Below are 24,072 nucleotides of genomic sequence, written 5' to 3'. Positions count from 1 at the left end.
ATGCGCTCCGGTGTGAGTTGACCTTCTGTCGCGGTCGATTCTGTCGACAGGCGCGCGCGCACGCTTGCAAGCCTGTGCTGACCTCACTCCCCCGTGCCGGCAAACGCCGCGACGATTTCATCGATCACCACCCGCACCCGTGCGGTGTGGCGCAGGTCGGCGTGGGTCACCAGCCATACGTCGTAGGGCGTCGGTCGCGTGCGCTGCGGCCACAGGCGCACCAGGCCGTCGCGCTCACCGCTGGCCACCGGGATTTCACCGATGCCGATGCCGGCGGCAATCGACCGGCGCACCAGCAGGCTGGAACTCAAGGCGGCGACAATGCGCCCACGGCCCAGCGGCTCGGACACCAGCGTCAGGTCCTTCTGGTGTTGCAGATAGGGTTGATAGACCACCAGATCGTGGCCGTCGAACAGGCTGCCGGGCTCGGGCACACCGTGACGCTCGACGTAGCCTTGGGAGGCAAACAAGCCCACCGGCCAACGGGCGATGCGCCGGGCGATCAGGTCGGGGTTGTCCGGGCGCGTGTTGCGCACCGCGATGTCGGCTTCCCGCTTGGCCAGGCTGAGGATCTGGGTGGACGCGTCCAATTGCACGCGTACGTCGGGGTGTTTGTCGTGCAAACAGGCAATGGCCGGGATCAGGAAGTCGATGGCCAGGGAGTCGGTGGTGCTGACCCGCACAGTGCCGGTCAGGCGTTCATCCAGGCCCTGGATCTGGCGTTGCAGATCAAGGGCCGAGCGTTCCATTTTTTCCACCGAGAGCAAGGCCGCCTCGCCAACGGCGGTCAGTGCGTAGCCCTCGGAGGTGCGCAGGAACAGCGTCGCGCCCAGGGATTTTTCCAGGGCATTGACGCGCCGGCCAACGGTCGCCTGGTCCACCCCCAGCACCCGCGCCGCCCCGCGCAGCGTGGATTCGCGGCAAACCGCGAGGAATACCCGTGCATCGTCCCAATTCATGCGTTTCTCCAGTGCTGCATATATGCATCAGTATGAAGCTTAATCGCAGCATTATTGCATCGATAATCCTGGCTATGCTGGGCGCCAGAGAAAAATACCCAGGACCGCCCCCATGCATGACCTCCACGCTTGTGCTCGTCGCTCGATCTGGCTGCCGATCTTCGCCGGCCTGTGTGCCAGCCTGGTCAGTATTGGCCTGGCACGTTTCGCCTACACGCCACTGATCCCAAGCCTGATCCAGGCCCACTGGTTCAGCGCCAGCGATGTGGTGTACCTCGGCGCCGCCAACCTGGTGGGCTATTTGATCGGTGCGCTGATCGGCCGGCCCCTCGCCCAACGGACCTCCAACACCACCGCGTTGCGCCTGATGATGGTCGCGGTGACCCTGGCGTTCTTTGCCTGCGGCTTTCCGTTGTCGGTGGCCTGGTTCTTCGGCTGGCGCCTGCTGTCGGGGGTGGCCGGTGGCGCGATCATGGTGCTGGTGGCGGCGACGGTGCTGCCCCATGTCCCGGCAGCGCGGCGGGGCTTGGCAAGCGGTGCGATCTTCCTCGGGATCGGCCTGGGGATTGCCGGTTCAGGCACCCTCGTGCCGCCGCTGTTGCGCCTGGGCCTGCAGCAGACCTGGTTCGGCCTCGGCCTGTTGGCATTGGTGCTGACCGCCGCAAGCTGGTTGGCATGGCCCCACGGCGCGCAGCAGGAACCCGCACCACCGGCACACGCGCCGCTACCCACCCCCGCCGGTGTGTACCTGTTGTTTGCCCAATACGCCTTTATGGCGGCGGGCCTGGTGCCGGCCATGGTGTTCCTGGTGGACTACGTGGCCCGTGGCCTGGGGGATGGCCCGCAGGTCGGCGCGATGATCTGGGTGATGTACGGGCTGGGCTCGATTATCGGGCCGGTCACCTATGGGTACCTGGCTGACAAACTCGGGGCCCGCGCCAGCATTCGCCTGGTCCTGGTGGTGCAGGCGCTGGCCGTCGGGCTATTGCCCTTCGCCAGCTCGTTCACCGCCCTGGCGCTGCTGGCGGTGATCCTTGGCTCGTTCCCACCAGGCATCGTGCCGCTGGCCTTGGCGCGGGTGCATGAATTGCTGCCCGACCATCACCAGCAACAGCTCGCCTGGAGCCGTGCAACGGTGTCGTTCGCGACATTCCAGGCGCTGAGCGGGTTTGCCTATTCAGCCTTGTTCAACAGCAGCGGCGGCGACCATGGGTTGTTGTTCATGATTGCCGCCGGGGCGATCGTGGTCGCGCTGATGCTGGAACTGGGTACGTTGCAACTGAACCGCCGACCGTTCGCTACGGTCCCAACCCATACGCTTACCGCTACAGGACTTGCAAAATGACCCTGCCTACCGACATGACCCTGATTGAAATCACCACTCCCGGCGGCCCCGAAGTGCTCAAGCCACGCCAGGTCCCCGTGCCCACCCCGGGCGCCGGCGAAATCCTGATTCGCGTGCACGCCGCCGGGGTCAACCGCCCCGACGCCTTGCAACGCGCGGGCAAGTACCCGATGAAGCCCGGCATGAGCCTGATTCCCGGCCTGGAAGTGGCGGGTGAAGTGGTGGCACTGGGCGACGGGGTCAGCGCCTTCGCCCTCGGCGACAAGGTTTGCGCCCTGACCAACGGCGGCGGCTATGCGCAATATTGCGCGGTGCCTGCCGGCCAGGCGTTGCCGATTCCCGAGGGCCTGTCGTGGCTTCAAGCCGCCGCGATCCCGGAAACCTTCTTTACCGTGTGGGCCAACCTGTTTGGCATCGGTGGCGCGCACAAGGGTCAGCGCGTGCTGATCCATGGCGGCACCAGCGGCATCGGCACCACCGCGCTGATGTTGTGCCGCGAATTCGGCATCCAGGCATTTGCCACCGCCGGCAGCGCCGAGAAATGTGCGGTCATCCGCGACCTGGGCGCCGAGGCGATCAATTATCGTGAGCAGGACTTCGCCGAAGTGATCGGTGCCCAAGGCGTGAATGTGATCCTCGACATCATGGGCGCCTCGTACCTCAACACCAATCTCAAGGCCTTGAGCATGGATGGCCGCCTGGTGATGCTGGGCTTTCTCGGCGGCACCAAGGCCAATGACGTGGACTTGCTGACCATCCTCGGCAAACGCGCGATTGTGACCGGCTCACTGCTGCGCACGCGGACTGCGGATGAAAAAGCCGCCATCGCCGCACAACTGCGCGAACACGTGTGGCCGGCGCTGTCAGCCGGGCGTTGCCTGCCGATGATCGATCAGGTGTTTAAGTACACCGACGCCGACAAGGCCCATGCGCGGATGGAAGGTGGGGAGCATATCGGCAAGATTGTGTTGCGGGTGATCTGAACCAGCACAAACCCAATGTGAAAAGCAGGCTTGTGTGGGAGCGGGCTTGTGTGGGAGCGGGCTTGCTCGCGAAGACGGTGTATCAGACACAAATACTTTGACTGAACCACCGCTTTCGCGAGCAAGCCCGCTCCCACATTTGATCTCCCACATTTGATTTGCTGTGTATTGAAGGCCGCCGTTTTAACGGTAAGTCGGGTAATCGATATAGCCCTGCTCCGAACCCCCGTACATGCCTTCGACCCGCAGCGGGTTCAGCGGCCAGCCATTGAACAGGCGTTGCGGCAGGTCCGGGTTGGCAATGAATGGGCGGCCAAACGCGATCAGGTCCGCCAGCCCCGCTTGCACCAGTTTCTCGCCACGCTCGGCGGTATAGCGTCCGGCGTAGATAATGCGGCCGCTGAAGCTGTCACGCAGCGCACGCCGGAAGCTTTCCGGCAATTGAGGTGCGTCGTCCCAATCCGCCTCGGCAATGGAAACGTAGGCGATGCCCGCCGCCTCGAGCATTTTGACGGCTTCGATGTAAGTGTGATGTGGGTCTTCTTCCACCAGGCCGATGTACACGCGGTCCTGGTCGGTGCCACTGAACAACGGCGAAAAACGCACGCCCAGTCGATCCGCCCCGACCGCATCGCTGACCGCCGCGACAATCTCGCGCAGGAAACGCAGGCGGTTATCCAGCGAACCACCGTATTCGTCATCGCGCTGATTGGAATGGGCCGAAATGAACTGGTTGACCAGGTAACCATTGGCCGAATGAATCTCCACCCCATCGAACCCCGCCGCCATCGCGTTGCGCGCGGCCTCGGCATACAAGCCGACCAGGTCCTTGACCTCTTGCGTATCCAACGCACGCGGCACTGGCGGTTGCACCAGTTCACCAGCGCCCGGCGCGGTTTCGATGAACGCCTTGACCTGTTTCGGCTGGATCGCCGACGGCGCCACCGGAGCTGCGCCGCCTGGCTGCAACGCGTGATGGGAGACGCGCCCCACATGCCACAGCTGAGCAAAGATCACCCCGCCGTCAGCATGCACGGCGTCGGTGACGGTGCGCCAGCCATCGACCTGCGCCGCGTTGTAGATCCCCGGCGTCCACGCATACCCCTGGCCACGTGGCTCGATCTGCGTGCCCTCGCTGACCATGAAGCCGGCCGACGCACGCTGGCGGTAATACTCGGCCATCAAGGCGGTGGCGATGTCACCGGGTTGGGCGCTGCGCTGGCGGGTCAACGGCGGCAGCACAATGCGGTTGCCCAGTGTGTGCCGACCCAGTTGCAGTGGGGTGTTGAGAATATTGTCTGTCATGTGCGGTTTTCCAAATCCTGGACGAGCAAAAGCCTTGGCGACTCCTCGGGAGCCGCCAATCAAAAGGTAATGAATGAACTTACGCGGTGAGTTTCAGCAGCGCCTTGGCCACATCGCTGGAGCTGCCCGGGTTCTGCCCGGTGACCAGCAAACCATCGACGATCACAAAGGATTGCCAGTCGGCGCCCTTCTCGTACTTGCCGCCGAGTTTCTTGAATTCGTCTTCCACCAGGAACGGCACCACATCGGTCAATTCCACCGCGGCTTCTTCCGAGTTGGAGAAGCCGGTGACGCGACGCCCCTTGATCAGCGGCTCACCGTTGACTGCCTTGACGTGACGCAGCACACCCGGTGCGTGGCAGACGAAACCAATCGGCTTGCCGGCGCGTTCGAAGGACTCGATCAGCGCGATCGACACCGGCGACTCCGCCAGGTCCCACAACGGACCGTGGCCGCCTGGGTAGAACACCGTGTCGAAATCGGCGGCGTTGACCGCATCCAGCTTCAACGTATTGGCCAAGGCCTGCTGCGCGGCCGGGTCGGCGGCGAAGCGGTGGGTCTGTTCGGTCTGGAAGTCCGGCAGGTCGCTGACCGGGTCCAGCGGTGGTTGCCCGCCGGCCGGGGATGCCAGCACCACCTCGGCACCGGCGTCCTTGAACGCGTAATAGGGTGCCGCAAACTCTTCGAGCCAGAAGCCGGTCTTGCGGCCGGTGTCTCCCAACTGATCGTGAGAGGTCAAAACCATCAATACTTTCATTGTCGAGTGCCTCGGGATGAGTGTGGGTTGAAGCTTAGGAGCCTGGGTTGCACGGCACAACGTCATATCCGCAAGGTTTTCGGACATGCACGGTGGCGGTTGCCGTTTGCCCGCCGCGCGCGGACAATTCCACCTCCCCTGCCCTTGGAGAGATGCGATGCACAGCGTGGCGCTGCTGGTTTACCCGAATTTTGAGTGCCTGAGCCTCAGTGTCGGCTCGGTGTTCGAGTGCGCGAACCTGCTGCGTGGCGAGCCGGCCTACGAGTTTCACCTGGTGTCGGAGCGTGGCGGCGCGGTGATGACCTCCCAGGGGTTCTCGGTGAACACCACGCCGATCCGCGCCGAAGGCTATGACACGCTGATCGTCGGCGGCTACATGGAGTTCCGCCTGCCGGAGGCCAACCTGCTGGAATTGGTCAAGGCCGCTGCCGTCCAATCGCGGCGTGTTGCATCGCTGTGCATGGGCATTTTCGTGTTGGCCGACGCCGGCCTGCTGGAAGGCAAGCGCACCACCACCCATTGGATTCACGCCCCGGCATTTCGCAAGCGCTACCCGCAGATTCAATTGGAAGAAGACCGCTTGTTCGTGATCGACGGCCAGATCTGGACCGGCGCCGGCATGAGCGCCGGCGTGGACATGGCCCTGGCCATGGTCGAGAACGACCTGGGCAGCGACCTCGCGCGGCGCATCGCCCGCAAACTGGTGATCGCCCAGCGGCGCGGCAGCGAACAGTCGCAGCTGTCGGCCCTGCTGGAGCTGGACCCCAAGTCAGACCGCGTGCAACTGGCCCTGGCCTATGCCCGCGAAAACCTGACCCACGATCTGTCGGTGGACGCCTTGGCCGATGTCGCACGGCTCAGCCCACGCCAGTTCAGCCGGGTGTTTCGTGAAGAAACCGGCCAGACCCCGGCCAAAGCCATCGAATCGCTGCGGGTGGAAGCCGCGCGGACGCTGATGGAGACCAGCCGCCACCCGGTGGAAGTGGTCGCCCGCGAAACCGGCTTCGGTGATCGCGAACGCATGCGCCAGGCCTTCCTGCGCGCCTTCGGCCAGCCGCCGCAGGCAATGCAGCAAGCGTTTAATGCAGCGCCACCCGCGTGATCAGGTAGTTCACCAACTGCGGTTCGTCATCCAGTTCAAGCAGTTGCACCGGGCGCGGCAGGTTATCCAGCACCGTGCGCCAGAACGCCTGGGACACTTCGTCCTGGTCATAAAAACGCACCAGCCAGTTGGATGCGCCACTGCACAGCACCTGGGTGGCGATAGCGCGCCCGATGCCTTTGCGCCGGTAGCGCTTGAGGATAAACAGGTCAGCCAGTTCCAGCGCATCAATGCCGGGCAACTCGCTGCCTTCGATCAGCAGGAAGCCGGCGATAAAACCATCCACCAACAACAGGTTGGCGCTCCACTGCGGGTCTTGCCAGTAGCGCGCCAGGTGTTCGTCATGGATGTAGAAACGGCCGTCCCCTTCGACATCTTCCTGTTCCCAGTCCGACGACTCATAGGCGTAGTACTGGTAGAGATTGCGGATCAGCTCGGCGGCTTCGGGGCCGGTCTGGATCAGTTCGACGGTGGTTTCGGACATGGGGCTCTCGGTGAAAAAATGCAGGGCGCCATTGTTCACAAAACCTTCGCGCAGGCCAATACATTGTCCAACCTTTCTGTTTGCTGAACCGATTGCGGATTTACCCTGGCCTGGCCAAACTCCTGAAACATTTAGAATAGACTTCGCGCAAATCCCCCTTTTCTCAAGGACACGCACCGTGACCAACGTCTGTTCCGCCGGCCTGGATGTGGGCTTTGCCTCCCTGGACTACTTGCAGATCTTCATCCTGGGCGTGATCCAGGGCATTACCGAGCTGCTGCCGGTGTCGTCCACCGCCCACATGCGCGTGGTCCCCGCCCTGCTCGGCTGGCAGGACCCAGGCTCGGCGTTTTCGGCGGCAATGCAGTTGGCGGCGCTGGCGGCGGTGGTCAGCTATTTCTGGCGCGACGTGCGCCAAGTCACCACCGGCAGCATCGGCGCAGTGCGTCGGGGCGACTACAACGACCGCTGGTTCAAGCTGGCCGTGGCGATTGTGCTGGCGACGATTCCCATCGGGATTGCCGGGTTGGCGCTGTCTTCGACCTTGAACGCATGCAACTCGCCGTTGCGTGGGTTGATGGTGATCGGCATTTCCTGCGTGGTCATGGCGGTGCTGCTGGCCGTCGCGGAAGTACGCGCACGCCACACCCGGGAGATGGGCGAGATGCGCCTGCGCGATGCGTTGATCGTCGGCATTGCGCAGATTGGGGCTTTGATTCCGGGGGTATCGCGCTCGGGTTCCACCCTCACCGCCGCACTGTTCCTCAACTTCAAGCGTGAAGAAGCGGCGCGTTTCTCCTTTCTGCTGGGCCTGCCGGCCATTGCCCTCGCCGGGTTGAAGGAGCTGTGGGTACTGCTGCGCGCCGACTTGCCCGCGCATGCCTGGCCGCATCTGTTGTTTGGCCTGGTGGTGGCGAGCGTCTCGGCGTTTTTTGCGATCTGGGGGCTGATGAAGTTTTTGGAGCGGTTCTCGACCTGGCCGTTTGTGATCTACCGGGCGTTGTTGGGGGTGTTTCTGATTGTGGCGGTCAGCACTGGCCTGCTGAGCTGACTCCATTGCGAAAGCATATCCAATCCAATGTGGGAGCGGGCTTGCTCGCGAAAGCGGTGGATCAGTCAACCTATTCAGCGACTGGCACACCGTCTTCGCGAGCAAGCCCGCTCCCACAAAAGCCCGCTCCCACAGTTGGACTGAGTGGTTTTAGAGGCCGCCGCTGCGCTCGGCCAGCTCTTCCAGCAGGTCAGCCGACGGCACAAAAAACAACCCACCCGTCACCGCCGTACTGAAATCCAGCAAGCGGTCATAGTTGCCTACCGGCCGCCCGACAAACATATTCTCCAGCATCAATTCCAGCGGCTGCGGCGAGCGCGCGTAGCCGATGAAATAGGTGCCGAACTCCCCCGCCCCAGGCCGCCCAAAGGGCATGTTGTCGCGCAGGATCTTCACCTCATTGCCGTCCTCGTCGGTAATCACCGTCAGCGCACTGTGGGCGTTGCTCGGCTTGGCCTGGTCATCCAACTCGATATCCGCCAGCTTGGTGCGCCCGATCACCTTCTCCTGGGCCTCCACCGTCAGGCCGTTCCAGGCGTTCATGTTGTGCAGGTACTTTTGCACCAGCACGTAGCTGCCACCGCGGAATTCGCTGTCTTCATCACCGACAAGGGTGAAGCCTTCGGCCTTGCGCCCCACCGGGTTCTCGGTGCCGTCGACAAAGCCGATGATGCTGCGCATATCGAAGTAGCGGAAACCCTGGACCTCGTCCACCACCTTGACGCTATCCCCCAGCGCCGCCATCAACTGGGTGGCCAGTTCGAAACACAGGTCCATCTGCTCGGCGCGGATATGCAGCAGGATATCCCCCGGCGTCGCGACGGCCATGCGCCCTTGCACCCCAAACTCGCGAAACGGATGCAGCGCCGCCGGGCGTGGCGCACCGAACAGCCGGTCCCAGGCATCCGAGCCAAACCCGCAGACACAGGTGAGATTGCCGTCCGGCACGCGCTTGCCCACCGAGCGCACCAACCCGGCGATGTCGGCGCACCAGGCGCGCACCGTATCGACATTGCCGGGCGTCAAGGTAGCGACCATGAAAATTGCGCTGCGGGTGATCGGGTGGCACACCGACTGCGGTTCCAGAGGTGGCAAAACAGAGGATGGGGTCATGGTGAACGTCCAGACTAAAGGGCGAGATTAAACCCGCGCAGATTAGCAGATCATTTCTGACAGTTGCGCCACACTTCGCGGATCAACGCTTGCAGCTTCAAGGCCTCGCTCCAGCGATCACTGATCTCGCGACCGTCTGCGCCGGTGATGGCATACGGCGGCGGGCCCAGCTCGCAGGTGAAGGACAGGCTGTGCGGCGTGTCGGGCCGCGCCAGCCAGTCTTCGATCCCGTAGCGCCACCACTCGGTGAAGCGCTGCACCCAGGCTTGGTGCTGGGGAAAGTCCAGCGAAACCTGCACCTGTTCACTGCTCGCCACACGCCCATGAAACCCCCAACTATGGCGCAGGATCGTGCGGATCTGTTCATCGTCTTCCACGGCACCCGGCTCCGGCAGTTCGCGCCCGACCACGTAGTGGGACAGGTCGGCCAGCAGCTGCAAATCCGGCATTTGCGCGAGCAGATCGAGGGTGAAGTGCAGGTCGTTGGTCAGCCGATAACGGTGGGTTTCCAGCAGCACCGGAAAGTCCACCTGCTCGGCCAGGCGCTGCCAGCCTTCGACCAGGCGTGCCGCCTCGGACTGCGTACGCGGGCGCACGTCGGCCTGCAAAGTGAGATGGTGACAGCCGTAGCGGCTGATCACATCCAGTGCGGCGGCCAGGTCATCCACCGATTGCGGGAACAGTTGGCCCTCGATCTGCAAGCCCCTGGCCGCGGCGGCGGCGTGCAGGCGGGCGACATCGGCGGGCTTCCAGTAGTGGTCGGTGATGCCGTCGAAACCCGCAGCTTTGATGCGGTCCAGTTGCACTTCCAGAGGGCCGGGCTCGGTTTGCATCGCCCACAGGGATTGGAATACCAGAAATTGGCGCATCTCAGCCTCGCAGCAACTGTTTGAGGGATACTTCGGAGTCGGCCAGGCTGGCCGTGTCGAGCGCGATACGCGCGCCGATCAGGCGTTCGCAGAGCTTGATGTCCTTGGCCGCGCCGTTGCCGGGCGCCCAACCGCAAGCGCCTTGCATGCGGGACTCGGCGTCCAGGTAGAACAGCAACAGTGCGCCGCCGGGCAATGGCCGAGTGACCACAGTCGGCGTCATCACGCCCACGGTGAGCAAGCCCCAATCGTATTGGTCGGACCAGAAACCGGGCAGCGCATCGAAAGGCAACTGGCGCCCGAGCAGGTTCAACGCCGCATGCCGCCCCTGGGCTTCGGCATTGCGCCAGGTTTCCTGGCGCTGGTACAGGCCGTCGAGGCGGAACTCACACACATCGCCCGCCGCATAGATATGCGCCGCGCTGGTGCGCAACTGCGCATCGACACGAATGCCCTGCCCCACTTCCAGCCCGGCCGCCGCCGCGAGTTCGATGTTCGGCTGCATGCCGATACCCACCACCACCAGGTCGCACGGCAACAACTGCCCATCGACCAACTGCACGGCATCGGCCTGGATCGATTCCAGTGCCACGTTCAAGCGCACATCCACCCCGTGCTGGCGATGCAACGCCAACAGCGCCGCCGAGATCACCGGCGGCAATACCCGCCCCGCCAGGCGCGGCCCGGCTTCCAGCAGCGTCACCTCGCAGCCCAGGCCACGGGCGGTCGCCGCCACTTCCAGGCCGATAAACCCGCCACCGACCACCACCAGCCGTGTGCCGGGCCGCAGCGCGCTGCGCAAGGCCAAGGCTTCATCGTGGGTGCGCAGGTACAACACGTTGGCCTGTGCCTGGGGCAAACGCCGCGCCCGGCCGCCGGTGGCCAGCAACAGGCCGGCGTAGGCCAGCCACTGGCCGTCGGCGAGTTGCAGGCGCTGTTGCTCGGGCTGCAAATGAGTCACCGGGTTGGCGGCGATATGTTCGATGTTCAACGCGGCCAACCGCTCGCGGTCGCACAGGCTGTAGCCGGCCAGGTCCACGGAGCCTTGCAGCAACCCCTTGGACAGCGGCGGCCGTTCGTAGGGCAGGTGCGGTTCATCGCCGATCAGGATCAGGCGTCCGGTGTAGCCTTCTTCGCGCAGGGTCAGCGCCGCACGGCCGCCGGCATGGCCGGCGCCGACGATAATCAAGGGCGCGTTCATCGTCACACCGTGACGGCGAGCAACACCCGCCCCGCTTCGACCCGTACCGGGTAGGTCTTGAGGTTGACGCACACCGGCGCGCCCATGGCTTTGCCGGTACGGTAATCAAAGCGTCCGTTGTGCTTGGGGCATTCGATCACGTGGTCCATCACCAGGCCGTCGGCGAGGTGGATTTTCTCGTGGGTGCACAGGCCGGCCGTGGCAAAAAATTCATTCTCGGCCGAGCGATACACCGCGTAGGTGTGAGCGCCATGGTCGAAGCGCAGCACGTCTTCTTCGTCAATTTCGCCCACGGCGCAGACGTCGATCCATTGATCGTTCATGGTAGTTCCTCGTGGTGAACGAGCTTGTTGTAGTGAGCGCGCTTGCTCGCGCAGAGCTGCGAAGCGGCCCCAGGATCAGCTATCGGGATTTGTCTGAAAAAACGCGGGGGCGTCATTGGCGCTGCTTCGCTGCCCAGCGCGAGCAAGCTCGCTCACTACAACAGGCGCGCCGGGAATCGGGCGTTGGATGAAGTAGGTGGGGTCGCTGCGTTGCTTCCAGATCGTCGGCAAGATTTCCTTGTAGGCCTCGAAGAGGTTGGCGTACGGCGGCGGGCAGTCACCGCGGATCTCTGCGTGCAGTTGCTCGAGGGCGTGGTACGGCACCATCGGGTACATGTGGTGTTCGAGGTGGTAGTTCATGTCCATGTAGATAAAGCGCAGCACAGGGTTCATGTAGATGGTGCGGCAATTGCTGCGGTGGTCGAGGACATCTTCGGCGAGGCCCACGTGTTGGGTCAGGCCGAACAGGTAGCCGAGCCAGGCACCGTAGATGCTCGGCAAACCGATCAGCATCAGCGGCAACCAGCTGTGCAGGTACAGCGCGGTGCCGATGACCACGGCGTAGATCGCCAGCCAGACACGGGCGGCGCGGAATACCTTGGGCCACTCGGACTCAGGAATGAAGTCGGCCTCCTGGGCACTCATCTTGCCGGCGGCGTGACGCGCCACGCCGCTGAAGGTTTTCCAGGCCAGGGGCAGGTTGAACAGGCTCAGGCACATCATCAGAAAGCTCGGCGGGCGCGGCTCGACGATCTCCGGGTCGCGGCCGACGACGATGGTGTCGGTGTGGTGCCGCGCATGGCTCCAGCGCCACACGTGGGGCTCGAAGATGCACATGAAGCTGGCGACCTGGTAGAGCACGTCGTTCATCCAGCGGGTCTTGAACGCGGTGCCGTGGCCGGTCTCGTGCCAACGCGGGTTGGACGCCGTGCCGTAGAGCACGCCATACACCATGAAGAACGGCACGCAGGCCCAGGAGCCCCAGAACCAGTAGCCGCCAAAGCCGCTGGCGAACAGCGCGACGAACCACAGGGCGGTGTCGCGCAAGGCCGGGCCGTCGCGGCGTTGCATCAGTTCTTTCATGCGTTTACGGGAAATCGGTGATTGATACCAACTGGCCGAGACCAGGCCTTTTTCAGCGGCGCGGGCGGCTTCGGGGCCAGTGAGGCTGTAGTCGCGCCGGGCAGTGTGAGCGGTGTGTTCAGGCATTGTTATTGTTCTCCGCAAGCGTGGGGTTCAGGTGCCTTGCCAAACCCACGATAGAGAAGCGCTAAATCGCCCTCAAGGCCTTGAATCCATTCCCTATCAAGCTATCATCCAGGCCCAGCGGGGCTTGATAGTTTTCTATCAAGACGCATCAAGGGCTTGCCATGAACAACCATAAACGCCCAACCATTGCCACCGTGGCCGCCCAGGCGGGCCTCAGCGTGGCCACCGTCGACCGGGTCTTGAATGCGCGTGCGCCGGTCAATCCCGATACCGCCGAGCAGGTGTTCCAGGCGGCCGAAGCCGTAGGCTATTTCGCCGCGCGGCTGATCGGCCAGCGCATTCGCGAACGGCGGCCGACCTACCGTTTCGGCATCCTGCTGCTGGCCACCGCCCAGGCGTTCTACGCCACCCTGGCGCAGTCGATTGCCGAGGCGGCGCAGCAACACGCCGGGGCCAACCTGACCTGCCAGTTCGAGTACATCGTCGAGCGCACACCGAGCGTGATCGCTGCGCAGATCGAACAACTCGCGGTGCAGTGCGACGGCCTCGCCGTGGTCAGCTTCGCCCATCCACTGATCAATGCCACGTTGGCGCAGATCCGCGCCGCCGGCGTGCCGGTGGTGGCGCTGCTGTCGGACATCCACGAACAAGCCCTTGAGCCCTACGTGGGCCAGGACAACCACGTGGTCGGCCGCACCATGGGCTGGTTGCTCGCGCGCACCTGCGGCGCACGCAAAGGCAGCGTCGGGATCTTGCTCGGCGGCCACCGTTTCCTCGGCCACCAGGCCCGCGTCGAAGGCCTGCACAGCTACCTTGCCGAACACGCGCCGGGGCTCAAGCCGTTGGAGCCGCTGATCAACCTGGACAACTGCGACATCACCGAAGAGGCCACCCTCGACCTGATCACCCGCCACACCGACCTGCGCGGCCTGTGCGTGGTGGGCGGCGGTGGCGACGGCATCATCAGCGCCCTTGCGCAACTGCCCAAGCGCCCGGCGCTGTGCTGCATCTTGCAGGAGTCCACCGAGCTGTCGCGCCAGGCGTTGAGGCAGGGGTTGATCGATGTGGCGATGGACTCGCAACCAAAGCTGACGGCCACGGCGCTGGTGCAATTGATGGTGGAGTTGCAGACCGCCGAGGCGTTCGATCCGGTGCGGCATCGAGTGCACATACCGCCGCAGATTGTCACTTCGGAAAACATCTGCACCTGACACACAGTTTGATCGGTGCGAGGCTCAATGATTGCGAAAATCCGCGGCATTGAGCCCGAACCGGCTCATCTTGTTGTACAGCCCGCCCCGCGACACATTGAGCTGCCGCGCCGCCAGGCGGATGTTGCCGCCGGTGCTCTGCAGCGCGGCGACGATGGCGTGCATCTCGAAGCTGCTCAGTTGCTGGGCAGGTGGCGGCTCGGGCAATCGCATGGGCGTGCGCGGGCGGGTGTCCAGGGGCAAATCAATCGGCTGGATCAACTCGCCCATGGCCAGGTTGGTCGCGCGCTCGATGCTGTTTTCCAGCTCCCGCACATTGCCCGGCCAGCTGTAGGCCGTGAGCAACGCCAGCGCATCCGGCGCAAACCCCTGCACCGATTTACGCAATGAGCGAGCACAGCGCGCGAGGAAATGCCGTGCCAGCAAGGGAATGTCTTCGCGGCGCATGCGCAACGGCGGCACGGTCAGGTTCAACACGTTGAGGCGGTAGTAAAGGTCTTCGCGAAATGCGCCTTCGGCCACCGCCTGGCTGAGGTTGCGGTGGGTCGCGGCGATGATGCGCACGTCGACCTGCCGCGAATTTTTCGCGCCAACACGGGTGACTTCGCCCTCCTGCAATACCCGCAACAGGCTGACCTGGGCATCGAAGGACATGTCACCAATCTCATCCAGAAAAATCGTGCCGCCATCCGCCAACTCGAACTTGCCCGCCGAACCGCCCCTCGTCGCGCCGGTGAATGCCCCTTCGACATGCCCAAACAGTTCGCTTTGCACCAGGTCACGAGGGATCGCGCCGCAGTTGACCGCTACGAACGGGCCGTTGTGGCGCTCGCTCGCGTTGTGGATCGCCTGGGCGAACAGCTCCTTGCCGGTGCCGCTTTCACCGAGGATCAGGGTGGTGGCGTCACTGCGACTGGCGATGCGCCCCAGGTGCAGCGCGTCCTGGATCGCCCGCGAGCTGCCCTGGATGGTGTCGAAGGTGTAGCGGGCCTGGGTGCTGATGATGCGCCGGGTGATTTCGCGGATACGCCGGTTCTCGCGCAGCGACACGATCACCCCGCCCTGCTCCAGCGGGCACACCGAGACCAGGCAGGCGAGCTGGCTGCGGTCGTGCAGGTGGAAGGTGCAGTCGAGGTCGCGCACCGGCTCACCCAGGGAGTCGCTCAATTCACTGCGGCCCAGGTGCTGGAACGGGCGGCCGATCAGCTCCAGGCCGACCCCGAACAATTGCCGGGCATAACGGTTGAGCGCCTTGATGCAGCCGCGTTCATCCAGCACCACCAGGCCTTCGTTGAGCACTTCGAGGACGGTTTGCTGTTCTTCCAGCAGCGCTTGCAGGGCCATCTGCCGCGACACGGCTTCGGCCGCCGCTTGCACGGTGCCCAGGGTGTGGAAGTGAAACCAGCCGGGCTCGGCGGTGAGGGTCAGCATGGCCAGGGTCGTGCCTTGGGCATTCTTGATCGGCGCGGCAGCGCAGTGCATGCGCCGCTCGCGCAGGCCGCTGGCGAAATTTTCTTCGGCCAGCACGTACACCAGACGATCCTCGGCCAGGGCCAGGCCGGTGCAGTTGGTGCCTTGCACCGACTCCAGCAGGCGGCTGCCCACCGGGGTGATGTCCAACCCGCAGAAATACAGAGTGGTGCCGTCGGCGTCGGTGAGGTTGATGTGCCCACGCGGGTTGTAGGCCAACAGGCCGTGCATGACTTGCGCGGCGGCGGTGATCAGCACGCGGTGGGCAGCCAATGTGGCGGCCAGGGCGTCGGCGCCGACAAAACGATAGCTGGCGTCCGCCGGGTCGATCCCCGCCGCGACGCTGCGCCGCCACGAATCCCAGATCACCTGCCGTACCGCCGCCGGGCGTTCGCCTTCGCCGCCCTGGCAAGCGCGCCACGCCTGCTCCAGCGCCGCGACGGGGCCATCGTTCAGCGCGGCGGGCCCCAGGGCGGTGAGGTAATCGAGGTCTTGCACGCTGAACGTCATGCTCATGGGGAGGGGTCCGTGTTCATAATTTCGACATGTCAGTATAGGCATGTCATTTAAATCAACACATTTTGTTTATTTGTAATATTTAATCGTTAATTATCAACACGTTATAAATTGGCACAGGCTTTGCTCTTACCTCCTTGCCGATCAGGACCGTCCTGAGGCCAACAATAAAAAAGGGGTAATTGCATGACTACACAGAACATCCGCCTGGGCTTGATCGGTGCCGGCCGCATGGGCAGCTTCCACGGCCTGACCGCCGCACGGCACATCCCCGGCGCCAGCCTGGTGGCGATTGCCGATCCGACGCCGGGCCAAGCCGCCCGCCTCGCCGCCGAGCTGGGCGTGGCCAAGGTCTACACCGACCCGCAACAACTGCTCGACGACCCGGACATCGACGGCGTACTCATCGCCGCCCCCGCCCGCAGCCACGCCGAACTGGTGATCAGCGCCGCCCGCGCCGGCAAGGGAATCTTCTGCGAAAAACCCATGGCCATCACCCTCGATGAAGCCGACCGCGCCATCGCCGCCGCGGCCGATGCCCGTGTGCCGTTGCAGGTTGGCTTCAACCGGCGCTTCGCCAAGAGTTTTCGCACCGCCCACCTCGATGTCGTCGCCGGCCGTATCGGCACCCCGCAGCTGCTGCGCTCGCTGACCCGCGACCCGGCGCTGAACAACCCAGCGGCCTCGCCGCAATGGGTGATCTTCCTCGAAACCTTGATCCATGACTTCGACACCCTGCGCTACCTCAACCCTGGCGCCGAAGCCGTGCAAGTGCACGTGATGGCCGACGCCTTGATCGCGCCTGAGTACAAGAGCAAAGGCTTTCTTGACACCGCCGTGGTCACGATCCGCTTCGACAACGGTGCGATTGCCACCGCCGAAGCCAACTTCCAGGCCGTGTATGGCTACGACGTGCGCGGCGAAGTGTTCGGCAGCGCGGGCATGCTGACCATGGGCGGCGTCAACGAGTCCGACCTGGTGCGTTACCTGGTCCAGGGTATCCAGGCCGATACCCAGCGCCTGGACACCGACCTGCTGCGCGACGCCTATATTGCCGAGCTCAATCACTTCGCCGATTGCCTGCGCAGCGGCGCCAAACCCCTGGCTAGCGGTGAAGATGCCCGCGCCGCCCTGGCGATTGCGCGGGCGTGTATCGAGTCGTTCCAGCAAGGCCAGGCGGTGGCGGTATGAGCCCGTTCAAACTGGCGATCAGTGCCGAGATGGTGTTTCTCGAACTGCCCTTCATCGAGCGCGTAAAGCGCATCCATGCACTGGGTTTCAGTGCCGAGATCTGGAACTGGACCGACAAGGACATCAGCGCCCTGGCCGCCACCGGCGCCGACTTCACCTCGATGACCGGCTACATCAGCGGCACCCTCACCGACCCCGACGGCATCCGCCGATTGCTCGACAGCGCCCGCGAATCCCTTGGCGTTGCCGAACGTTTGAAGTGCCCGAGCCTCAACCTGCACGGCACCGGCCTGGGTGACGGCGGCCTGCCCGTGCAGCCGGTCAGCCACACCAGCGGGCGCATGTGGTTGAGCGCCTGCAAGACCCTGGAAAAAATCGCCCGCCTGGGCGAAGACGCCGGCCGCGTGTTTCTGCTGGAAAACCTCAACACCGCGGTTGACCACCCCGGCACGCCGTTCGCCCGCGCCGAGGACACCCTGGCGCTGATCGAGGCGGTGGGCAGCCCGCACCTGAAGCTGAACCTGGACCTGTACCACGCGCAGATCGGCGAAGGAAACCTGATCGAGCTGATCCAGCGCGCCGGCAGCGCGATCGGCGAAATCCAGGTCGCCGACGTACCGGGGCGCAAGGAGCCCGGCACTGGTGAAATCCACTACCCTGCGATTGCCAGGGCCTTGCATGCCATGGGCTACCGCGGCGTGGTCGGCCTCGAAGGCTGGGCCAGCGGCGACAGCGAGCTGGCCTTGGAGCGATTCCGCCAAGCGTTCACCCTATAACAATAAAAGGAACCCCCCTATGAACCGCTACTCGTTGATTGTTGCCTCGCTGTTGCTGCTGGTCAGCCCCTGGTCATTCGCCGATTACCGCATCGGCGTGAGCATTGCCCGGGTCGACGACAACTTCATGACCTACGTGCGCAACGGCCTGGAAACGGCCGCCAGGCAACAGGGCGTGCAGATCCAGTTCGAAGACGCCCAGGGTGATGTGGTGCGCCAGCTCAATCAGGTCGAAGGCTTCCTGAACCAGAACGTCGACGCAGTGATTGTGCTGCCGGTGGACACCTCCGCCACCGCCAACATGACCCGCGCCGCCGTGGCCGCCCACAAGCCGCTGGTGTACGTCAACCGCCACCCGGATGAGCGCAGCCTGCCCAAGGGCGTGGTCACCGTGGCCTCCAACGACATCGAGGCCGGGCAGTTGCAGATGCGCTTTCTCGCCGAGAAACTGGGCGGCAAGGGCAATGTGGCGATCATCATGGGCGACCTCGCCCAGAACGCGACCCACGACCGCACCGAAGGCGCCAGGCAGGTGCTCAAGGACTATCCCGGGATTAAGGTGGTGGAGCAGCAGAGCGCCGAATGGCAACGCAACAAGGGCATGGACCTGACCAGCAACTGGCTGCTGGCGGGGACGCAGTTCGATGCGATTGTCGCCAACAACGACGAAATGGCGATCGGCGCCGGGATGGCGTTGCAGCAGGCGGGGAAAGCCAAGGGCGAAGTGGCGATTGTGGGGATCGATGGCTTGCCGGATGGCTTGGCGGCGGTGAAGCGTGGGTTGTTGGCGGCGTCAGTGTTCCAGGACCCAAAAGCCCAGGCAGCCAAAGCCGTGGAGTCGGCGATCAGGATGATCAAGGGTGAAGCGATTGAGTCAGAGGTGTGGGTGCCGTTTGAGCTGATCAAGCCCGAGCAGGTCGCGATCTACGAGCAACGCTACCAATAGATTGATATGTGCAGATCCAACTGTGGGAGCGGCGGTGCGACGATTCGACTTGCTCGCGAAGACGGCGTGCCAGTCAGCGGATTTGTCGACTGATACACCGCATTCGCGAGCAAGCCCGCTCCCACACACAAGCCCGCGCCCACCTTTTACAACTGCGTTAATCAAGATCGCTGGCATCATGGCGCTCGGCCAGTTGCTCATGGGGCTCACCGGAAACCCGGTTCACCCGACGCCCACGCTGCACCGCCGGCCGTGCATCAATCGCATCGGCCCAACGTTGCACATGCTTGTATTCATGCACCGACAAAAACTCCGCCGCACCGTACAAACGGCCTTTGACCAAACCACCGTACCAAGGCCAGATCGCAATATCGGCGATGGTGTATTCATCTCCGGCAATGTACTCGCTGACTGCCAGGCGCTGGTCCAGCACGTCGAGTTGACGCTTGGTTTCCATGGCGAAGCGGTTGATCGCGTATTCCATCTTGCTCGGCGCATACGCATAAAAATGCCCGAACCCACCGCCCAGGTACGGCGCGCTGCCCATCTGCCAGAACAACCACGACAGGCACTCCGCCCGGGCCGCCGGTTCAGTGGGGAAGAACGCACCGAACTTCTCGGCCAGGTATTGCAGGATCGCGCCGGACTCGAACACACGAATCGGCGTGGCGCCGCTGCGGTCCTGCAAGGCCGGGATCTTGGAGTTCGGGTTGAGGCCGACAAACCCGCTGCCGAACTGGTCGCCGTCACCGATCTTGATCAGCCAGGCGTCGTATTCCGCACCGCTGTGCCCCAGGGCCAGCAGCTCTTCGAGCAGGATCGTGACCTTCTGCCCGTTGGGCGTGGCCAGGGAATACAACTGCAGCGGGTGTTTGCCCACCGGCAGTTGTTTCTCATGGGTAGCACCGGCGATGGGCCGGTTGATGCTGGCGAAGGTGCCGCCGTTTTCGGTGTCCCAGGTCCATACTTTCGGGGGTACGTAGTCGGTCATGCTGACTGCTCCATAGGCGTTTACGATCAACGAATTCGTAGGCCATCTTACCCATTGACGTCAGATATTGCGCAGGCCTATCGCCTGCCCTTACTCTCTTGGGCCAATGACGTTGTGAGCAATGGAGGCTTCATGAAATTGATCGGCATGCTGGACTCGCCCTACGTACGCCGCGTGGCCATTTCCCTGGAGTTGTATGGGGTGGCATTCGAGCATCAATCGCTGTCGGTGTTCAGCACCTTCAACGAATTCTCCCAGATCAACCCGGTGGTCAAGGCCCCGACCCTGGTGCTGGACGATGGCACGGTGTTGATGGATTCCAGCCTGATCCTGGATTACCTGGAAAACCTGGCCCCGGCCGACAAAAAGCTGCTGCCCCAGGCCCCAAAGGCACGCGCCCATGACTTGCAAGTGCTGGGCCTGGCGCTGGCGGCCTGCGAGAAGAGCGTGCAGATCGTCTATGAACACAACCTGCGCCCCGCGGAGAAGTTGCACGCGCCATGGCTGGAGCGGGTCACGGGGCAATTGCTCGCGGCGTATTCGTTGCTGGACAAGCACGTGGCCGACAGTGACGCGCTGAACCAAGCCAGCCTTACGGCTGCGGTGGCGTGGTCGTTCAGCCAGTACACCGTGGCGTCGGTGGTCGATGCCCAGGCATTCCCCAACCTGCAACGCCTGGCAGAGCGACTGGAGCAACACCCTGCCTTCAAGAAATACCCCATCGAATAAACACCCCCTATCCACCTGTAGGAGTGAGTTTGTGTGGGAGCGGGCTTGCTCGCGAAGGGGGAGTGTCAGTTACTGGATTTACCGACTGGTACACCGCCTTCGCGAGCAAGCCCGCTCCCACATGAGTGCTTTGTTGACTGGAAGATTGAAGATCAGACCCACCCACCATCCACGATAAAGTTCTGCGCCGAACACATCGCCGACGCATCCGAGGCCAGAAACAACGCCATGTCGGCGATATGTTCCGGCAGCACGCTGCCCGGCAGGCATTGGCTGCGGCTGATCAGTGCCTTGGCGTCATCATCGACCCACATCGCCAGTTGTTTCTCGGTCATCACCCAACCCGGCACCAAGGTGTTCACGCGGATCTGGCTCGGCCCCAGCTCTCGCGCCAACGCACGGGTCATGCCGTGGGCGGCAGCCTTGCTGGCGGCGTACACGGGGTAGCCGGCCGAGGCCATCATCCAGCCGACCGAACCGAGGTTGATGATCGCCCCGCCGCCCGCGCCTTTCATCATCGGCACTACGGCCTTGGCGGCGAAGAAAGCGTGCTTGAGGTTCACCGAGATGAGCCGGTCGAAGGTGTCCGAGTCGACCTCTTCCAGGGTGTGACGCACGTCATTGGCGGCATTGTTCACCAGCACGGTGATCGGCCCCAGGGAGTGTTCGAAACGCGCGATGGCGGCCTTATAGGCGATCTCGTCAGTGATGTCGCACTGCACGAATTCCACCGTATGCCCCCGTGAGCTCAACAACGCCGCCAGGCGTTCGCCCTGGCTTTGGGCGCGGTCCACAAAGCCGACCTTGGCACCCTGGGCGGCAAACGCGCGCACCATGAATTCACCAATGCCCGAGGCGCCGCCGGAAATCAGCACGGTCTTGCCTTCAAGGTCGGGGTAAACGGCGTGTGTGGTGGTCATAAAATGCTGCCTCGTCTAATTAGTCTTATTTTATTTTGCAAAAACCTGTTTAAAGGCTATAAATTCGCTGTCCAACAGACAAAATATCGCACATTAGTAGAACTATTCCACTCAAAACAACAAAAGGAAGTTCGACCATGAAGCACCCTCGATACCTGCTTTCGGGCCTGGCCATGTCCATGCTGATCGCCAGTGGCGGCACCCAGGCGGCAGGCCTGAGCAGCGAGCACAAACCCTTCGGTAAAACCAACGACGGCACCGCCGTCGAACAGTACATCCTGCGCAACAGCCATGGCATGCAAGCCACGGTGATCACCTACGGCGGCGTGTTGCAGGCGCTCAAGGTGCCGGACAAACACGGCAAGGTCGAAGACGTGGTGCTCGGCTTCGACGATGTGCAGGGCTACCAGGCCGGCACGGCGTTTTTCGGCGCGACCATCGGGCGCTTCGGCAATCGCCTGGCCGGCGGCGCGTTTGAACTCGACGGCAAGCGCTACCAAGTGCCGCTCAACGACGGCCCCAACGCGTTGCACGGCGGCGCCCAGGGCTTTGACAAACATGTGTGGACCGCCACGCCAATCAAGGCCAAGGACTCGGTGGGCGTGACCCTCACCTACCTGTCCAAGGACGGCGAGATGGGCTTCCCCGGCAACCTCAAGACCGAAGTCACCTACCGCCTCAACGACAACAACGAACTGCACATCGACTACAAGGCCACCACCGACAAACCCACGGTGCTCAACCTGACCAACCACAGCTACTTCAACCTGGCCGGCGCGGGTAATGGCGACATTCTCAAGCAGGTCGCCACCCTGCACGCCAGCCATTACACGCCGGTGAATGCCACCCTGATCCCGACCGGCGAACTGGCGCCCGTCAAGGGCACGCCGATGGACTTCCTCACGCCGACGCCGATTGGGCAACACATCAAGGACGATCACCCGCAGCTCAAGTTTGCCGAGCCCAAGAGCGGTGGGTTTGATTTCAACTGGGCGCTGGATAGCAAGGGCGACGTGAAAAAACTGGCGGCCGAAGTGCGTGATCCTGAGTCGGGACGGCGCTTGCAGCTGTTTACCACGGAGCCTGGGGTGCAGTTTTATACCAGCAACTTCCTCGATGGTTCGGTGAAGGGTAAAGCCGGCAAGACGTATCTGCATTGGAGTGGGTTTACGTTGGAGACCCAGCATTTTCCGGATGCGCCCAACCAGCCGAACTTTGCATCCACCCGCCTGAACCCAGGCCAGACCTACACCCAGAACACCATTTTCAGATTCACCGCGGACTAAAACTGTGGGAACGGGCTTGCTCGCGAATGCGGTGTGTCAGTCAACACATTTGAATCTGATACACCGCATTCGCGAGCAAGCCCGCTCCCACATTTGGTTCCTCACATGGCTTGGAGTCAGCGTTGTTTCATGCGGTCGATGACGACTGCCAGCAACAGGATCGAGCCACGGATGACGTACTGGTAGAACGTGTCGATGTTCTTCAGGTTCATCGCATTCTCGATGATCGCCAGGATCAACACCCCGGCAATCACGTGACGGATCATGCCCACCCCACCACTCAACGACACCCCGCCCAGCACGCAGGCCGAGATCACGGTCAGCTCGAAGCCCTGGCCAATCATCGGCTGGCCAGAGGTCATGCGTGACGCCAGGATCACCCCGGCCAGCGCGCCGATCAGGCCGTGCACGGCGAAGATCAGGATCTTGGTGCGATCCACGTTCACCCCGGCCAGCAGCGCGGCCTCCGGGTTGCCGCCAATGGCCATGGTGTTGCGCCCGTAGGTGGTGTAGTTGAGCAGCCAGCCGAAGAACAGGAAACACAGGATGGTGATCAGGATCGGCACTGGCACGCCCAGCAACTGGCCGTTGCCGAACACGAAGAACTGTTCCTGGGACACGCCCACCGCCTTGCCATTGGCAAAGATGTAGGCCAGGCCGCGCACGATCTGCATGGTCGCCAAGGTGGTGATCAGCGCGTTGACCCGCAACTTGGCGATGACGATGCCGTTGATCAGCCCGACAACCAGGCCCATCAGCAATGCCGCGCCGATGCCGAGCAACACGCTGTCGGTATCGCGCATCACGATGGCCGCGACCACCCCGGCACAGGCAATTACCGAGCCCACCGACAGGTCGAAGTGCCCGGACGCCAGGCAGAACAGCATGGTGCAGGCGGCGATGCCCACGGTGGAAATCGCCAGGCCCAGGCCGCGCATGTTCAGCGGTGAAAGGAAGTTGTCGATAAGCAAGGCGCACAGTAAAAAGATGCTCACCGCCGCCAGCAGCATCGCCCAGTTGTCGAGCAGTGCGCGCACATCCAGGGGTTTGCGTGCCGTGGGCAGCGCGTTGTGTTGAGTGGTCATGGTTCTCTCTCAGTTCGCCAGGCTGCGCGGCAGGGCCAGTTGCAGCAGGTTGGATTCAGTGGCGTGCGCGCGGGTTTGTTCGCCGCGCAGCGCGCCTTCGCACAGCACCAGGATGCGGTCGCTGATGCCCATCACTTCCATCAGGTCGCTGGACACCACGATCACCGCAATGCCCTGGGCTGCGAGGTTATGGATGATCTGGTAGATCTCGGCCTTGGCGCCGATATCGATGCCGCGGGTGGGTTCGTCA

Annotated in this window: 23 protein-coding genes and 1 pseudogene; 10 read left to right on the top strand and 14 right to left on the bottom strand. The window is 63.3% G+C overall.

Translation table 11 applies throughout. The annotated features are described in order from the left end of the window. Positions 1 to 83: 83 nt before the first annotated feature. A complete protein-coding gene (locus LIY36_RS23690; RefSeq protein WP_192300928.1) occupies positions 84 to 959 on the bottom strand; it encodes a LysR family transcriptional regulator in 876 nt (291 codons plus the stop codon). Between the two features lie 112 nt (positions 960 to 1,071). On the opposite strand from LIY36_RS23690, the gene LIY36_RS23685 reads away from it, so the two are divergent. Together LIY36_RS23685 and LIY36_RS23680 are read left to right on the top strand one after the other, a co-directional pair. Beyond that, positions 1,072 to 2,304 (top strand): YbfB/YjiJ family MFS transporter, encoded by a 1,233-nt coding sequence (locus LIY36_RS23685; RefSeq protein WP_226457377.1) that lies wholly within the window; start codon positions 1,072 to 1,074, stop codon positions 2,302 to 2,304. Then, positions 2,301 to 3,287: an NAD(P)H-quinone oxidoreductase gene (locus LIY36_RS23680; protein ID WP_226457376.1), complete on the top strand. Its 987-nt coding sequence runs from the start codon at positions 2,301 to 2,303 to the stop codon at positions 3,285 to 3,287. The genes LIY36_RS23685 and LIY36_RS23680 overlap by 4 nt, the downstream gene beginning before the upstream one ends. A gap of 183 nt (positions 3,288 to 3,470) precedes the next feature. Here LIY36_RS23680 and LIY36_RS23675 read toward each other — a convergent pair whose 3' ends face one another. Both LIY36_RS23675 and LIY36_RS23670 read right to left on the bottom strand, forming a co-directional pair. Continuing rightward, positions 3,471 to 4,592: an alkene reductase gene (locus tag LIY36_RS23675; protein ID WP_226457375.1), complete on the bottom strand. Its 1,122-nt coding sequence runs from the start codon at positions 4,590 to 4,592 to the stop codon at positions 3,471 to 3,473. 79 nt (positions 4,593 to 4,671) lie between these two features. Further along, positions 4,672 to 5,349, bottom strand: coding sequence for a type 1 glutamine amidotransferase domain-containing protein (locus LIY36_RS23670; RefSeq protein WP_226457374.1), 678 nt, complete (start codon positions 5,347 to 5,349; stop codon positions 4,672 to 4,674). A gap of 157 nt (positions 5,350 to 5,506) precedes the next feature. Between LIY36_RS23670 and LIY36_RS23665 the strand changes: the two genes are divergently transcribed. After that, positions 5,507 to 6,451 carry a GlxA family transcriptional regulator gene (locus tag LIY36_RS23665; RefSeq protein WP_226457373.1) on the top strand — a complete coding sequence of 315 codons (945 nt, stop codon included), beginning with the start codon at positions 5,507 to 5,509 and terminating at the stop codon, positions 6,449 to 6,451. Here LIY36_RS23665 and LIY36_RS23660 read toward each other — a convergent pair. Then, positions 6,429 to 6,935, bottom strand: coding sequence for a GNAT family N-acetyltransferase (locus tag LIY36_RS23660; RefSeq protein WP_192300922.1), 507 nt, complete (start codon positions 6,933 to 6,935; stop codon positions 6,429 to 6,431). The genes LIY36_RS23665 and LIY36_RS23660 overlap by 23 nt on opposite strands. Before the next feature lie 178 nt (positions 6,936 to 7,113). Here LIY36_RS23660 and LIY36_RS23655 point away from each other — a divergent pair, with 178 nt between their 5' ends. Then, entirely contained in the window at positions 7,114 to 7,986 is an 873-nt protein-coding gene (locus tag LIY36_RS23655) for an undecaprenyl-diphosphate phosphatase (protein ID WP_226457372.1), read from the top strand. A 150-nt stretch (positions 7,987 to 8,136) separates the two neighbouring features. Here the strand turns inward: LIY36_RS23655 and LIY36_RS23650 are convergent, their stop codons facing one another. From LIY36_RS23650 to LIY36_RS23630, 5 genes are all read right to left on the bottom strand, one after another. Further along, a complete protein-coding gene (locus LIY36_RS23650; protein WP_226457371.1) occupies positions 8,137 to 9,099 on the bottom strand; it encodes a Dyp-type peroxidase in 963 nt (320 codons plus the stop codon). Positions 9,100 to 9,149: 50 nt separating this feature from the next. Next, on the bottom strand, positions 9,150 to 9,968 hold the full coding sequence (locus tag LIY36_RS23645) for a sugar phosphate isomerase/epimerase family protein (RefSeq protein ID WP_226457370.1): 819 nt from the start codon (positions 9,966 to 9,968) through the stop codon (positions 9,150 to 9,152). A gap of 1 nt (position 9,969) precedes the next feature. After that, complete coding sequence (locus tag LIY36_RS23640; protein ID WP_226457369.1) at positions 9,970 to 11,169, bottom strand: NAD(P)/FAD-dependent oxidoreductase; 1,200 nt, start codon at positions 11,167 to 11,169, stop codon at positions 9,970 to 9,972. A 2-nt stretch (positions 11,170 to 11,171) separates the two neighbouring features. Continuing rightward, entirely contained in the window at positions 11,172 to 11,492 is a 321-nt protein-coding gene (locus LIY36_RS23635) for a MocE family 2Fe-2S type ferredoxin (protein ID WP_017735293.1), read from the bottom strand. A 75-nt stretch (positions 11,493 to 11,567) separates the two neighbouring features. Continuing rightward, positions 11,568 to 12,701, bottom strand: coding sequence for a fatty acid desaturase family protein (locus LIY36_RS23630; RefSeq protein WP_226457368.1), 1,134 nt, complete (start codon positions 12,699 to 12,701; stop codon positions 11,568 to 11,570). Between the two features lie 161 nt (positions 12,702 to 12,862). Between LIY36_RS23630 and LIY36_RS23625 the strand changes: the two genes are divergently transcribed. After that, complete coding sequence (locus tag LIY36_RS23625) at positions 12,863 to 13,912, top strand: LacI family DNA-binding transcriptional regulator (protein ID WP_226457367.1); 1,050 nt, start codon at positions 12,863 to 12,865, stop codon at positions 13,910 to 13,912. 24 nt (positions 13,913 to 13,936) lie between these two features. On the opposite strand, the gene LIY36_RS23620 is transcribed toward LIY36_RS23625, so the two are convergent. Continuing rightward, the gene (locus tag LIY36_RS23620) at positions 13,937 to 15,898 is read right to left on the bottom strand and encodes a sigma-54 interaction domain-containing protein (protein ID WP_226457366.1); all 1,962 of its coding nucleotides are present in this window, start codon (positions 15,896 to 15,898) and stop codon (positions 13,937 to 13,939) included. A gap of 186 nt (positions 15,899 to 16,084) precedes the next feature. Here LIY36_RS23620 and LIY36_RS23615 point away from each other — a divergent pair, with 186 nt between their 5' ends. The 3 genes from LIY36_RS23615 to LIY36_RS23605 are packed head-to-tail and all read left to right on the top strand — an operon-like array spanning position 16,085 to position 18,811. Next, positions 16,085 to 17,089 (top strand): Gfo/Idh/MocA family oxidoreductase, encoded by a 1,005-nt coding sequence (locus LIY36_RS23615; protein WP_226457365.1) that lies wholly within the window; start codon positions 16,085 to 16,087, stop codon positions 17,087 to 17,089. Further along, positions 17,086 to 17,865, top strand: coding sequence for a TIM barrel protein (locus LIY36_RS23610; protein ID WP_192300914.1), 780 nt, complete (start codon positions 17,086 to 17,088; stop codon positions 17,863 to 17,865). The genes LIY36_RS23615 and LIY36_RS23610 overlap by 4 nt, the downstream gene beginning before the upstream one ends. Positions 17,866 to 17,884: 19 nt before the next feature. Continuing rightward, positions 17,885 to 18,811 (top strand): sugar ABC transporter substrate-binding protein, encoded by a 927-nt coding sequence (locus tag LIY36_RS23605; RefSeq protein ID WP_192300913.1) that lies wholly within the window; start codon positions 17,885 to 17,887, stop codon positions 18,809 to 18,811. Between the two features lie 157 nt (positions 18,812 to 18,968). On the opposite strand, the gene yghU is transcribed toward LIY36_RS23605, so the two are convergent. Then, positions 18,969 to 19,802: a glutathione-dependent disulfide-bond oxidoreductase gene (yghU, locus tag LIY36_RS23600; protein WP_192300912.1), complete on the bottom strand. Its 834-nt coding sequence runs from the start codon at positions 19,800 to 19,802 to the stop codon at positions 18,969 to 18,971. A 132-nt stretch (positions 19,803 to 19,934) separates the two neighbouring features. On the opposite strand from yghU, the gene LIY36_RS23595 reads away from it, so the two are divergent. Continuing rightward, entirely contained in the window at positions 19,935 to 20,531 is a 597-nt protein-coding gene (locus tag LIY36_RS23595; protein WP_226457364.1) for a glutathione S-transferase family protein, read from the top strand. 152 nt (positions 20,532 to 20,683) lie between these two features. On the opposite strand, the gene LIY36_RS23590 is transcribed toward LIY36_RS23595, so the two are convergent. Continuing rightward, positions 20,684 to 21,451, bottom strand: a complete 768-nt coding sequence (locus LIY36_RS23590; RefSeq protein WP_226457363.1) for an SDR family NAD(P)-dependent oxidoreductase — start codon at positions 21,449 to 21,451, stop codon at positions 20,684 to 20,686. Between the two features lie 137 nt (positions 21,452 to 21,588). Between LIY36_RS23590 and LIY36_RS23585 the strand changes: the two genes are divergently transcribed. Next, positions 21,589 to 22,737: an aldose epimerase family protein gene (locus LIY36_RS23585; protein ID WP_192300909.1), complete on the top strand. Its 1,149-nt coding sequence runs from the start codon at positions 21,589 to 21,591 to the stop codon at positions 22,735 to 22,737. 116 nt (positions 22,738 to 22,853) lie between these two features. On the opposite strand, the gene araH is transcribed toward LIY36_RS23585, so the two are convergent. Further along, complete coding sequence (araH, locus tag LIY36_RS23580) at positions 22,854 to 23,822, bottom strand: L-arabinose ABC transporter permease AraH (protein WP_192300908.1); 969 nt, start codon at positions 23,820 to 23,822, stop codon at positions 22,854 to 22,856. Between the two features lie 9 nt (positions 23,823 to 23,831). Continuing rightward, a pseudogene (araG, locus tag LIY36_RS23575) lies at positions 23,832 to 24,072 on the bottom strand (L-arabinose ABC transporter ATP-binding protein AraG); the annotation flags it as partial.

Source organism: Pseudomonas sp. AF03-9 (assembly GCF_020515815.1).
In the GTDB taxonomy this organism is placed as follows: Bacteria; Pseudomonadota; Gammaproteobacteria; order Pseudomonadales; family Pseudomonadaceae; genus Aquipseudomonas.
Note: the sequence above shows the minus strand (reverse complement) of the source record. Positions and strands in the feature narration are given on the sequence as shown.